This window comes from Vibrio brasiliensis LMG 20546, from assembly GCF_000189255.1.
GTDB classification, from domain to species: domain Bacteria; phylum Pseudomonadota; class Gammaproteobacteria; order Enterobacterales; family Vibrionaceae; genus Vibrio; species Vibrio brasiliensis.
Window position 1 is genome coordinate 1 of sequence record NZ_AEVS01000003.1, and the last position, 13224, is coordinate 13224.

Consider the following 13224-nt stretch of genomic DNA (forward strand, 5'->3'; position numbering starts at 1 on the left):
TATATTTTTAAAGAGCTTTCGTTTTGAGGTCTTCTCAAAACGGACGGCCATTTTATCGAGATAACTTTCAGTGTCAAACACTTTTTTCGTTATTTCTTCGAAAGTTATTAGTTAACTTTCACCGTCCTAGTTGTCATTGCTGTTTAGCTCGGTTTCCCGTGACAACGGAGGCGCATTATAGGGAGTTTAGAAAAGAGCACAAGGCCTATTTTGAAAAAAATAGCGATATTTATCTCGTTCGCTCACATAACAAACAACAAGCTTAAAAAGAGAACAAAAGGGCCTAAAATAAGGCCCTTTTTCAGATTACTTTGCTAACAATTATTGATGAGCAATAATCTGGTCATTATTAACTAATAGCTTAACGGGTTTATCTGGAACGACTTTCCCCGCGAGAATCGCTTTCGCTAATGGGTTCTCAACACTCTGCTGAATTGCGCGTTTTAAAGGACGTGCACCGTACACAGGGTCAAAACCAACTTGAGCAATCAGGTCTAGTGCTTTGTCTGATACATCCAGTGAGTAACCTTTCTCTTCCATTCTCTTCGATAGACGCTCTAGCTGAATAGAGGCAATCGACTTGATATGGTCTTTACCTAATGGATGGAACACAACGCTTTCATCGACCCGGTTAAGGAATTCTGGACGGAAGTGTTTGCTAACAACATCCATAACCTGATCTTTCATTCCCTGGTAATCCACAGTACCGAAGTTCTCCTGAATTCGAGTCGAGCCTAAGTTGGATGTCATGATCACTACCGTGTTGCGGAAATCGACCGTTCTACCCTGACCATCGGTCAGACGACCATCATCGAGCACTTGAAGCAGGATGTTGAAGACATCTGGGTGAGCTTTTTCCACTTCATCTAATAGGATGACTGAATAAGGTTTACGACGAACAGCTTCTGTAAGATAGCCGCCCTCTTCATATCCGACATAACCAGGAGGAGCACCAACCAGCCTCGCAACTGAGTGTTTCTCCATGAATTCCGACATATCAATACGAACCATAGCGTCTTCACTGTCGAACATGAACTTAGCCAGTGTCTTGCATAATTCGGTTTTACCAACACCAGTCGGACCTAAGAATAGGAACGACCCAATTGGTTGATTAGGATCAGACAGGCCAGCGCGACTACGACGAATTGCGTTCGATACCACTTCCACCGCTTCAGTCTGACCAATCACACATTTGTGTAAGACGTCTTCCATGCGCAGCAGTTTCTCTTTCTCTGCTTCAAGCATTTTTGAAACCGGGATTCCGGTCTGTTTAGAAAGAACATCGGCAATTTCGTTGTCAGTAACCTTGTTCCGCAATAAGGTCATTTCCTGCATTTCTGCCTGAGTTGCCAGATCTAGCTGTTTTTCTAGTTCAGGAATGCGACCGTATTGCAGCTCTGACATTCGGTTCAAATCGCCAGCCCGACGAGCAAACTCCATATCCATACGTGCCTGCTCCAACGCAGACTTAATATGCTGTGTTCCTGAAAGCGCAGCTTTTTCTGCATTCCATACTTCTTCAAGCTCAGCAAACTCGCGTTCTTTGTCTGCTAGCTCGTCATTCAAGATGGTCAGACGCTTTTCACTGGCATCATCATGTTCATTAATCAGAGCTTGCTGCTCGATTTTGAGCTGAATAATTTTACGTTCCAGCTTATCTAATGATTCTGGCTTCGAATCGATCTGCATACGAATGCTCGATGCCGCTTCATCAATCAAATCGATGGCTTTATCAGGAAGTTGACGATCGGATACATAGCGGTGCGATAAGCTTGCCGCAGCGACAATAGCAGGGTCGGTAATCTCTACGTGGTGATGAAGCTCATAACGCTCTTTTAGTCCACGTAGGATAGCGACTGTATCTTCAACGCTTGGCTCATCAACGATTACTTTCTGGAAACGACGCTCTAGTGCAGGATCTTTCTCTATATATTGACGGTATTCATCCAGAGTCGTCGCGCCTACACAGTGCAACTCGCCTCTTGCTAACGCAGGTTTCAGCATGTTACCCGCATCCATAGAGCCTTCACCTTTACCAGCACCAACCATGGTATGAATCTCATCGATAAAGAGGATAATGTTGCCCTCTTCTTTCGATAGTTCATTGAGCACTGATTTCAGGCGCTCTTCAAATTCACCACGGTACTTGGCACCAGCCACCAGCGCGCCCATGTCTAAAGAAAGAACGCGGCGACCGCGCAGACCTTCAGGCACTTCATTGTTGACAATACGCTGAGCTAAACCTTCAACAATCGCGGTTTTACCTACACCGGGTTCACCAATAATGACTGGGTTATTTTTAGTACGGCGTTGTAGCACTTGGATGGTGCGGCGAATTTCATCATCCCGACCAATTACCGGATCGAGTTTTCCTTGTTCTGCGCGCTCTGTAAGATCGATGGTGAACTTTTCCAGAGCCTGACGAAGCTCTTCCGCATTCGGGTCATTAACTTTCTGCCCACCACGAACCTGATCAATCGCTTCTGACACTTTTGTTTCAGTTAGCCCAAGTTCTTTTAGCAACGAACCTAACTGTCCTTTATCCTCTAGTGCCGCTAGAAGAAAGATTTCAGATGAGATGTAGGCATCTTGACGCTTTTGAGCAACCTTGTCGCACAGGTTAAACATGGTCCCCATAGCACTGGAGAGTTGAACATCGCCACCAATGCCGCTGACTTTCGGTAAGCGATCAAGGATCTCACTCAGTTTCGAGCGTAAGTGAGTAATATCGACATTAAGCATGGTGAGCAATGGACGAATAGGGCTACCATTCTGATCCATTAATGCCACCATTAGGTGTACTGGTTCTATGTATTGGTGATCGCGGCCCAATGCCAGCGATTGAGCGTCAGATATGGCGATTTGGAATTTGCTTGTAAATCTGTCAAGACGCATATCTACCTTCCTATCTCAACTGAGAAAAAATAACTAATCAGTATGAAAGATGGATACGCTAAGAGAGTTTTTCAAGGGGAGAAATAGGCTTTACGCTATGAAAATAAGCGATTATTTTTCGATCCAGATGAATGTTGCCTGTCTACCAGTAATACCGTCACGACGATATGAGTAAAAACGCTCTGGATCAGCGTAAGTACATAGGTTGCTATAGTAGACGTGTTCTACACCGACGCGACGAAGTCGCTGAGTCACCAGTAGATTCATATCCGCCAGCCATTTGCCTTGCTCATCTCGTGGTTGAAAAGCTTCAATAGCTTGCGGGTCTGTTTGAGTAAATGCATCGACAACGTCTTGCCCTACTTCAAACACCTTAGCGCCGATCGCCGGACCAATCCAAGCCATCAACTCACCTTCGAGTTTCTCGACTGCATTTTCGACAATACCATTCGCCAGACCTCGCCAACCGGCATGAACTGCTGCTACTTGAGTACCCTGAGTATTGGTAAACAGTACAGGTAAGCAATCTGCGGTCATTGCCGAACACACCACCGCTTCTTTGTCGGTAAAGGTACCATCTGCATCGAGAATAGCGGAGGTTGGAGAATCTATGTATTCAACGACTGTTGAGTGAGTCTGATTCAACCATACTGGTGCTGACGGCATTGCACTGTGGTCAGCTAGCCACTGGCGGTTTTTATCAACGATGTCACTCTCATCCCCAACATGGCTACCAAGGTTAAGCCCTTGATAAGCGCCGACAGAAAAGCCATCGCCTCGGGTTGAGGAGAAGGCTTTTACATGTTTTGCCGCTGGCCAGTTAGGGATGACAATATCCATGACTAGAACTCGTCTTCCAGACCATGTTCACGAGTGTCCTGACGCAATGCTTCTGCCATCTCAACCATGTCGTCAGGTACTGGTGCATGGAATTCAACTTCTTCACCAGTAATAGGGTGTTCAAACTTGAGCATCACCGCATGTAGCGCCTGACGGTCGAATTGACGAATCATGGTCGCTAATTCCTCTGAAGCTCCGGCAGGAATGCGGGCACGGCCACCGTATGCAGAGTCACCAAGAAGTGGATGCTGCAGGTAAGACATATGGACACGAATCTGGTGTGTACGACCAGTTTCAAGACGTAGACGGATACGCGTATGTTCACGGAAATGTTCAGCAACTCGATAATGCGTTACCGCAGGCTTACCCATTGGGCTCACTGCCATTAGTGTACGCTTAGTCGAGTGACGACCAATTGGCTGTTCGATTCGTCCACCGGCAGTCATACGACCGATAGCAATCGCTTCATATTCACGTGTGAAATTACGCTTTTTCTGCAGTGCGCGAACAAGACGAGTTTGTGCCGGAACGGTTTTAGCAACAACCATCAGACCTGTTGTGTCTTTATCCAGACGATGAACGATACCCGCACGAGGAACCTCAGCAATATTTGGGTAGTGATGCAACAGTGCGTTAAGCACAGTGCCGTCCGGAGTGCCTGCTCCTGGGTGGACAATGAATCCACGTGGTTTGTTAATCACTAAAATGTCGTCATCTTCATAGACGATGTCTAGTGGAATATCTTGCGCTTCCCAACGCTCTTCATCTTCAAGTTCCGCTTGCAGAATAATTTCTTCGCCGCCCATCACTTTTGTTCTAGGTTTAGTAACGACTTCACCATTTACCTGAACTTTCCCATCTAACAGCCACTCTTTGAGGCGTGAACGAGAGAAATCAGCGAATAATTCGGCAATAGCCTGGTCTAGGCGTTGACCTAGTTGGCTATCTTTTACTGTATTTGTTAACTCAATCTGCTGGGCCATATCGAACTTTTTTAAAAACTGTGAGACTAATTGTCACTACTGTGGAAAAATGTACTATTGGACATTGTATCTGTTACGGCATAGAAAGTAACGGAAGCAACAGAAATATTTATCTCAAGGAATCGAATCCTGACATGAAAAAGCATACTTTATCTGGCTTGTTGGCATTATCAGTACTGGTAGGCTGCTCTAGCAGCGAAGAAGTTGTTCCAGATGTGCCACCATCTGAGCTTTACTCAGAAGCACAGGTTTCGCTTCAAAGTGGCAACTGGCTAACGGCCATTGATAAGCTTGAAGCACTAGACTCTCGATACCCATTTGGTGCTTACTCAGAACAAGTTCAGCTAGACCTAATTTATGCGTACTACAAAAACGATGACCTGGCTTTAGGTCTCGCGACCATTGAACGCTTCACACGCTTGAACCCTACCCACGAAAAACTCGACTGGGTACTTTACATGCGTGGTCTGACTCACATGGCACAAGATCGTAACTTCATGCACGACCTGCTTAATACTGATCGTAGCGACCGCGACCCTGAGCCAGTGAAAAAAGCATTTGCTGATTTCAAAAAACTACTTGAGCGTTACCCAGATAGCCCTTACGCCGAAGATTCACAAAAGCGCATGTACGCACTTAAAAATCGTCTGGCTAAATACGATTTAGCCACTGCAGATTTCTACCTGCGCCGCGAAGCTTGGATTGCTGCAATCAACCGTACTCAAGAGTTGCAAAAAACTTACCCAGATACTGAGGCTGCACGCCAATCACTTGAGATTCAGCTGGAAGCATATAAACAGCTTGGTCTTGAAGATGCCGTACAACGCACTCAAAAGATGATTGAGCTAAACCCTCAATAAGCCACTCTTTAATAAAGTAAAAAAGCCTCCAATACGGAGGCTTTTTTATTGCCCAACTTTGCGCATGCCCAACTAAAGAACTACATTTTATTGAGTGTAATTCAGAGGTGAACCATGCTCAGGACGGTCGTTATACTTACTTTGCTGTGCTTTTCTATTGGAAATGCGCTGGCTTTATCTCTCTCACCTTTACAAAAGCAACCTTATTTTGGTGATCTGCCTGAATTAGAAAAAAAGGGGGCGATCAGAGTTTTAGTCGCTGCAGACTTGGGTTTCTACTACATTGAGGACGGCAGACCTAAAGGTATCCTGGCAGAACTACTTTATCACTTTGAAAAGGAGCTCAGACAACGCTCCTCCTATTTTAATCTGCAAGTCATTCCGGTTCATCGGGATGAACTACTGCCTTCCCTTACTAACGGATACGGCGACCTTGCCGTTGCGAACTTAACGATAACGTCAACACGAGCACAACAAGTTGATTTCAGTAATCCTGTGTTAAGCGGGGTTCAGGAACTGCTTATTACGCATAAAGAGAGCGAACCACTCCAAGACCTTAATCAGCTTAGCGGACGCGAAGTATGGGTACGCGCAAGTTCAAGCTATTTTGAGAGCTTGCAGCGAATCAACGAGCAATTGGATCAACAATCACTTCCCCCTGTTATCGTCCGTTTCGTCGAAGAGACACTTCAGGACTACGAGCTGGTCGAAATGATCAATCAAGGACATATTCCAGCCACGATACTCGATAGCCATAAAAGCGAATTATGGTTAAAGGTGATGGAGAACATTCAGATTCATTCAGCCATGCCACTGCGAGAAGATGGCAAGATTGCCTGGGCGATGCGGAAACAAAGTCCTAAACTTGCCGCATTTGTAAATCAGTACCTAAAGAGTTATCGATCAGGCACTTTGCTCGGCAACGTCATTTACGGTAAATATCTCGGTAACACTCGCTGGCTCAAGCGGATTCTTAATCCAAATCACATTAATAAACTTGAGTCTCTTTCCCCGATATTCGAACTTTATTCAGACCAATACAGCTTTGACTCACTTATGATTTCAGCTCAGGGGTTTCAGGAGTCGGGACTGGATCAGAGTAAAGTCTCACATAAAGGAGCGGTTGGCGTAATGCAGGTGCTCCCTAGTACCGCGAAAGACCCCAATGTGAATATTCCAGACATTTATCAGGTAGATAACAATATTCATGCTGGAGTGAAATACATGCGCTTTATCAAAGATCGTTACTTCAACGACGAACAGATCCTACCCGACGATCAAGTCTACTTTGCTTTAGCTGCTTATAACGCGGGACCGGCAAACATTAGGAAAATGCGTCGTCTTGCGCAGCAGAATGGCTATGACCCCAACAAATGGTTTCGTAACGTAGAAATAATGGCACGTAGAAATATCGGCAGAGAGCCTGTTCACTATGTTTCAAACATAAACCGCTACTTCGTCATCTACAAACAGCTCTCTTCACTCAAGGAGTTGAGAGAAAATCAGGAGGCGAGTGCACAGTTTTCCACTAGCAAATAGCCGCATAAGGTGAGAAAAACCAGTCGCGAAATAAAGCAGGGAAAATTTTGGGATTTAATTCACATATGGAAGGTGGCTAAATCATAATCAACGCCTTTTATTAGGTCGAACTCATCCCCTAAAAAGCATTTAATTTTTAGCACGTTACCCTTACCAATCTAATCAGTTTTTCGTCTGGCACAAGCTTTTTCGTATTTAAATTCCTACACTATTTGAGATGGATCACGTTTAGTTTTAAGCAGTAAAAACACCCACAAATAAGTGATCCAGATCACATTATTTTATCATTGGATAAGTAATCTGGAGTTAACCCATGAGGGATGAAACAGAGGAAAACATCTATGAAAGTAAACATCACTGGTAAAAATATCGAAATCACCTCTGCAATCCGCACTCATATTGAGAGCAAGTTTAAGAAGTTAGAAAAGTGGCAAGTAGACATTATTGGTTGTCAGGCGACATTCAGCGAGGAGCCAAATAAACAGAAGAAATTTGAAGCTGTTATCACCGTGCCTAAAGGACAACTTATCGCTTCCGCAATTCATGAAGATTTATACGCTGCCGTTAACGAGGTAGAACAGAAACTAGAACGTCAGCTAAACAAACTGCGCCATAAACCAGAAGCACGCCGCGCAGAGAAGCCGGAACTTGAAGAAGAAACCGAATAAAATCGAATTTTGTACGAGCAAATAGAAATAGCGCCAATTGGCGCTATTTTTTTGTTGACGCTCCATACTGGGTTGCTTATTGTGTTTAAAGATTCACAACAAAGTAGATTGTTATGCACCACACCACTCTGTTCTTTTTTGACTTCTTTTTTCTCCATTAAAACTGGGGGCTCTCGCGTTTTCGAAAGATAAGTCAAAAACGAACAGAAAGCCTCCCACGGGAGGCTTTTTTTATGAGGAATACTAGGATGACTGACCAAAAATACTCACTTGAAGAAATACGACTGCGTTTGAACGAGCTGGATGATCAGCTACTACAACTACTTTCTGAACGTCGTGAAATGAGTATCGAGGTGGCAAAAAGTAAGGTGCAGACTTCTAAACCAGTTCGTGATGCCGATCGCGAGCAACAACTGCTGGTTAAGCTGATTAACAATGGCCAAGACAAGTATCAGCTAGATGCTCAGTACATCACTAAGTTATTCCACACCATCATCGAAGACTCAGTACTGCTGCAACAGTCTTATTTACAGAATCTTGCTAACCCTGAATTGAGTCGTAAACCTCTTGCGCGCGTCGCTTTTCTTGGCTCAAAAGGCTCATACTCTCACCTTGCTAGCCGTGAGTACTTCAGTCGTAAAAATACTGAGCTGATCGAACTCAACTGTGAACACTTCAAGCAAGTGGCCAATACCGTTGAGTCTGGCCATGCTGATTTTGGTGTCCTACCGATTGAGAACACAAGCTCGGGTTCAATTAATGAAGTGTATGACCTGCTGCAACACACGACTCTCTATATCGTTGGTGAACTGACATTGCCGATTGAACACTGCTTGGTCGCTAACTCTGAACTGCGTCTGGAAGAGATCAAAACTCTCTACTCTCACCCGCAGCCACATGCCCAATGCAGTGAGTTTCTAAGTAAGCTTGATGGCGTGAAACTTGAGTCTTGCGCTAGCACGGCAGATGCGATGAGAAAGGTGAAAGAGTTAAATCGTAATGATGTTGCCGCTATTGGCAATGCATCAAGTGGTAAGCTGTATGGCCTGCAACCAATTCAGGACAATATCGCTAATCAAACTGAAAACCATACTCGCTTTATCGTAGTCGCGCGTAAACCTGTTGAAGTATCGGCTCAAATCCCAGCTAAGACAACGCTAATCATGTCGACTTCTCAAGAAGCAGGCTCTCTAGTTGAAACGCTACTGATTCTACAACGCTACGGCATCAACATGACCAAACTTGAATCACGTCCAATTATGGGTAACCCGTGGGAAGAGATGTTTTATGTTGATCTTGAGGCTCACCTGGACTCTGAACCAATGCAGCAAGCGCTCAGTGAGTTGACCAAGATCACTAAGCATCTGAAAGTATTGGGGTGTTACCCAAGTGAAAATGTGAAGCCTACTCAAGTTAAATTGCAATAATTAGTCTACGTAGCTCAAAGAAATCCTATCTAATAGCTGACACCAATCACTAATATTCTTAGTATCTAACGTTTAGTTGCATATTAGTATTGGGTCAGCCACCTCAAGCTGACTCTACATATTCAGTCCTCGATTAAGGTAGCCCCAAGTCAGCATGAGAGCTTCGTTGTTATCCCTTGTTTATCTTATCCATAGTTCTGTTTTCGCTTCATCATTAAGCGTCTACATGTGGGAAGATACACTCTCGCCTAAAGTACGAGATAACTGGGAAGACCAATCCAATATTCCACTGATGCTCTCTCATTTTGATAATGATGATGAGCGCAGCTTGCTGATGATGAAAAGCATCCAACTGCCGTTTGATCTGGTAGTACTGGATAATGTTTCCGCACAAATTTACGGGCGCATAGGCGAGTTTGAAGACTTATCGCAACTCAAAGGCCGCTCCAATAACAATGAAATCTGGAACCAAGCTTGTGGTGCTTATGCCGTTCCTTATTTTTGGGGAACAGTTGGTATCACTTATCGCAAAGATCTGATCTACGCGCCACCAAATACCTGGCAGGAATTTGTAGCCCCACCACCAGAGTTGGTTGGCAAAATCGGCATGATCAATGATAGTACAGAAACATTTCTCCCCGTCCTATATAGCCTTGGACTGTCACCTATTACCTCTAGCCCTGATGAGTTACAAGCCGCCTACCCGAAACTCGTCGAGTTCAATGACACTGTTCACACCTACGAATATATTCTGAGTCATATTCGCAGCCAGTCTGATAAAGAATCCTTACAGATGGCATTAGCGTATAGCGGTGACCAGTACTCTTTAAACCGTTATCTGGGTGACGAAAAGTGGGGCTATACCATCCCTGAAGGTGAAATGTTCCTGTGGGTAGACTGTTTGGCCGTAAGTAGCCATTCAGACAATAAAGAGGCTGCAATAGAGTTTCTGCAGTACTTAATGCAACCAAGCGTAGCAGCGCAGAATGCTGTAGACATCAAAGCGGCAACCCCAAACAGTAAGGCAACTGGATTATTACCTGAGTGGTACCTTAATGATGCATCGCTATTTCCACCAGCCAGCCGGTTAGAGAATGCGGTTATAGATAGTGAACTCTCGGCAGAAAATATCAGCCTAAGGGCGAAAATTATTAATAGATTACTAAGACAACATGAAGCTAAACACTAGAGTCTTGTTACTCGTTGCGCCCGTCATCTTATTGAGTGCTGCTATCTCTAGCTACAGCATTTACGTGAATCAGAAGGACGCATTCATCAAACGCGAAAACAGTTACCTGCAATTTTCGATGGAGAAACTTGCCAGTCATTTTCGTCAGTCGATCTCATTAATTAACAGCTACTCGCTCACCTTAACCAAAAGTGACATCATTCGACACTACTTCGGCCAGCCCGATAATCCCTACCGCGAGATGAGAATGATAGAAAGCTTGCAGGAAACAATAGCAAGCCTGCAACCTAATCAAGAAGATGACATTGCGGTTGCTATCATAGACAGTCAAAAGCAAGTACGCTTTTACGCCGATAACCAGAGTGACCCTTTTGCCACACTCGATACCAATGTTTTAGATTTTGTAGAACACTTCTACCAGCGCACCGGACAAAACTCTCATACTGGCTTTGCTAAAGGTTATCAGGGGCAAAGCATCCTGATTCGCTATGACGTTCTTGACGCCCACACACTGGCTTCGCCGTTAAGCTATAACAGAGATCAGATCTTTTTTGTTGTTGTTTCCCTGTCTCTCAATAAGTTTGATCAGTTAAAAAGCAATCTCGAATACGACAACGATAGCAGTATTTTTTTCTCTTCAGAGCCAGTGATCAAATCTGGATTAACCCAGTCAATTGAACTGAAAACCGGCCTTTACGCTACTCTTGATCCTGCACAGTATCTGACAACGGAAAAGTTAGCCAAAGTAGAAAATCGTCTACTGCTGTCATTTGGCGCGTCTTCCGCTGCAACGGTACTGATCCTGCTATTTCTTCTTTATCGACATGTCATTAGTCCAATCACTCATCTGGACCGTCAACTACGTGAAGTCGAACTTCGTCAACGAGTGAACATAGAAAAGCTCGACAGTGATAATGAGATTGGCCGCTTGTCAGTACGTTTTTACGATATGTACAAAGAACTCAACTCTAGTTATCAAAAAACCAAAGCGATGGCAGAAAACGATCACTTAACTCAACTGGCAAACCGTTACCAGTTCCAGGTTTATGTCGAGAGGATTCTGGCGAATAAACAACGTCACACCCATGCCTGGATCCTGTATATCGATCTCGATAACTTCAAATACGTTAACGATAAATATGGTCATCACGTTGGCGATTCTTTACTGGTTAATTTTGCCGAACATATCCGCTCGCTAAGCCACAGCTATCAACATCGTTGTGGCATTGAATGTATGGCATCACGCCTTTCTGGTGATGAGTTCGCTATCTTTATCGCTGCAGGTCAGGCGGGAAACTATGCCGAAGAGATTGCACATCAAGTACTGGAACCCATTCAGAATCATACCGACCCCAGCTTAGGTAGCTTCCCAATTACGGCAAGTATCGGCATTGCTTCATATCCTGAAGACGGCAAGCTGCTCGCCAAGCTGCTTTCTAACGCCGATACAGCGATGTACCAAGCTAAACGAGCAGGCAAAAACCAAGTCGCACACTACTCGAAAGAACTGGATGAGATTGTTCAGCGCCGGACTCAAGTTGAGCGCGCACTGCGTAATGGCGATCTGGAAAATGAGTTCACTTTAATGTATCAGCCTTACTTTGATCGCACAGGCGAGAAGATTAAGGGGGTTGAAGCTCTGTTACGCTGGGATTCACCAAAACTTGGTAAAGTCCCCCCTACAGAATTTATCCCGATTTCAGAGCAAATTGGACTGTTCGGCACTATTGACCGTTGGGTGATCAAGCAAGCATTCAAAGACTTCGCTAAACTCCAGGCAAGTTTTGACGAACCGATTCAGTTATCAGTTAACCTTTCATCTGCTGAACTCGATTCACTTCAACTTGCCTACGATATTCAGGATTTGATGATTCAATATCCAGTACAGGCAAACTTGATCGACTTTGAAATAACCGAAACCTTTGCTTCTGACTCACAGAGCTACCGCTTGCTGTATGAGCTGGCTCAGATGGGCTTTAAGCTGACTATCGATGACTTCGGCTCTGGATATAGCTCTATAACTCAGCTTGTTGAATATCCGGTGCAAAAAATTAAGTTCGACCGGGAGTTTCTGGAAACCTTGATCAAAACTGATAACCATCAAGTGGTAAAACCGCTGGTTGATCTTTGTCATTCTCAATCTATGATGGTGACCGCTGAAGGCATTGAGTCCCCTGAGATGCACCGTTGGTTAGCAGACAATAAGTGTGACTTTATGCAGGGCTACTATCTATCTGCCCCGCTACCTTTGTCTCAGCTAAAGTTTGCCCAGAAACAACACAAAGGAAATTCGGATGTCGAAAAAGAAGGTGATTGTCGCTTCGCTTAATCCAGCCAAAATAACTGCGGTTCAAAGTGCCTTTGAAGCGACATTTCCACTGCAGGATTTTGAGTTTGTCGGAGTCAGTGTACCTAGTGAGGTCGCAGACCAGCCGATGAGCAATCAAGAGACTCATGATGGTGCACTTAATCGGGTGCGTAATGCCAAGCAACAATGTGAAGCAGACTACTACGTTGGATTAGAGGCAGGCATTGAGGCCGATGTGACCTTCGCATGGATGGTCGTTGAATCCGCCACTCATCGCGGCGAGTCTCGCTCTGCCAGCCTGATGCTACCACCAGTGGTGATTGAAAAACTCAAGCATGCTAACGAGCTTGGTGATGTGATGGATGAAGTATTTGCTACTGAGAATATTAAACAGAAAGGTGGCGCTATCAGCTTACTCACACACGATCTGCTTACTCGCAGCTCGGTATACCATCAAGCTTTGATTCTAGCTCTTATCCCTTTCGCTAACCCAGAGCATTTTCCTGCCAATATTT

At 44.6% G+C, this 13224-nt stretch carries 10 protein-coding genes and 1 other annotated feature; of the genes, 7 read left to right on the top strand and 3 right to left on the bottom strand.

Annotated features, from left to right (window positions below; all coding sequences use genetic code 11):
* Positions 1 to 321 precede the first annotated feature (321 nt).
* The 3 genes from clpB to rluD form a co-directional block, all read right to left on the bottom strand.
* Entirely contained in the window at positions 322 to 2895 is a 2574-nt protein-coding gene (gene clpB / locus RH46_RS00420) for an ATP-dependent chaperone ClpB (RefSeq protein WP_006877409.1), read from the bottom strand.
* 111 nt (positions 2896 to 3006) lie between these two features.
* A complete protein-coding gene (gene pgeF, locus RH46_RS00425) occupies positions 3007 to 3735 on the bottom strand; it encodes a peptidoglycan editing factor PgeF (RefSeq protein ID WP_006877410.1) in 729 nt (242 codons plus the stop codon).
* 2 nt (positions 3736 to 3737) lie between these two features.
* Positions 3738 to 4718, bottom strand: a complete 981-nt coding sequence (gene rluD / locus RH46_RS00430; protein WP_006877411.1) for a 23S rRNA pseudouridine(1911/1915/1917) synthase RluD — start codon at positions 4716 to 4718, stop codon at positions 3738 to 3740.
* 134 nt (positions 4719 to 4852) lie between these two features.
* Between rluD and RH46_RS00435 the strand changes: the two genes are divergently transcribed.
* From RH46_RS00435 to yjjX, 7 genes are all read left to right on the top strand, one after another.
* Positions 4853 to 5578: an outer membrane protein assembly factor BamD gene (locus RH46_RS00435; RefSeq protein WP_006877412.1), complete on the top strand. Its 726-nt coding sequence runs from the start codon at positions 4853 to 4855 to the stop codon at positions 5576 to 5578.
* Positions 5579 to 5692: 114 nt separating this feature from the next.
* On the top strand, positions 5693 to 7117 hold the full coding sequence (locus tag RH46_RS00440) for an MltF family protein (RefSeq protein ID WP_006877413.1): 1425 nt from the start codon (positions 5693 to 5695) through the stop codon (positions 7115 to 7117).
* A 341-nt stretch (positions 7118 to 7458) separates the two neighbouring features.
* Entirely contained in the window at positions 7459 to 7785 is a 327-nt protein-coding gene (gene hpf, locus RH46_RS00445) for a ribosome hibernation-promoting factor, HPF/YfiA family (RefSeq protein ID WP_006877414.1), read from the top strand.
* 115 nt (positions 7786 to 7900) lie between these two features.
* Positions 7901 to 8020: a sequence feature (Phe leader region), on the top strand.
* A 13-nt stretch (positions 8021 to 8033) separates the two neighbouring features.
* Positions 8034 to 9212, top strand: a complete 1179-nt coding sequence (gene pheA, locus RH46_RS00450; RefSeq protein WP_006877415.1) for a prephenate dehydratase — start codon at positions 8034 to 8036, stop codon at positions 9210 to 9212.
* A 154-nt stretch (positions 9213 to 9366) separates the two neighbouring features.
* Positions 9367 to 10401, top strand: a complete 1035-nt coding sequence (locus tag RH46_RS00455; RefSeq protein WP_040894728.1) for a polyamine ABC transporter substrate-binding protein — start codon at positions 9367 to 9369, stop codon at positions 10399 to 10401.
* Positions 10385 to 12730: a putative bifunctional diguanylate cyclase/phosphodiesterase gene (locus RH46_RS00460; protein WP_006877417.1), complete on the top strand. Its 2346-nt coding sequence runs from the start codon at positions 10385 to 10387 to the stop codon at positions 12728 to 12730. The genes RH46_RS00455 and RH46_RS00460 overlap by 17 nt, the downstream gene beginning before the upstream one ends.
* On the top strand, positions 12696 to 13224 hold a 529-nt coding region (gene yjjX / locus RH46_RS00465), incomplete at its 3' end, for an inosine/xanthosine triphosphatase (protein ID WP_006877418.1). The genes RH46_RS00460 and yjjX, both read left to right, overlap by 35 nt.

Bases quoted from the DNA above. Each gene is read 5' to 3' on its own strand.
- RH46_RS00460 (WP_006877417.1), top strand. From the start codon at position 10,385: ATGAAGCTAAACACTAGAGTCTTGTTACTCGTTGCGCCCGTCATCTTA.
- clpB (WP_006877409.1), bottom strand. From the start codon at position 2,895: ATGCGTCTTGACAGATTTACAAGCAAATTCCAAATCGCCATATCTGAC.
- RH46_RS00455 (WP_040894728.1), top strand. From the start codon at position 9,367: ATGAGAGCTTCGTTGTTATCCCTTGTTTATCTTATCCATAGTTCTGTT.
- rluD (WP_006877411.1), bottom strand. From the start codon at position 4,718: ATGGCCCAGCAGATTGAGTTAACAAATACAGTAAAAGATAGCCAACTA.
- pgeF (WP_006877410.1), bottom strand. From the start codon at position 3,735: ATGGATATTGTCATCCCTAACTGGCCAGCGGCAAAACATGTAAAAGCC.
- RH46_RS00435 (WP_006877412.1), top strand. From the start codon at position 4,853: ATGAAAAAGCATACTTTATCTGGCTTGTTGGCATTATCAGTACTGGTA.
- RH46_RS00440 (WP_006877413.1), top strand. From the start codon at position 5,693: ATGCTCAGGACGGTCGTTATACTTACTTTGCTGTGCTTTTCTATTGGA.
- pheA (WP_006877415.1), top strand. From the start codon at position 8,034: ATGACTGACCAAAAATACTCACTTGAAGAAATACGACTGCGTTTGAAC.
- hpf (WP_006877414.1), top strand. From the start codon at position 7,459: ATGAAAGTAAACATCACTGGTAAAAATATCGAAATCACCTCTGCAATC.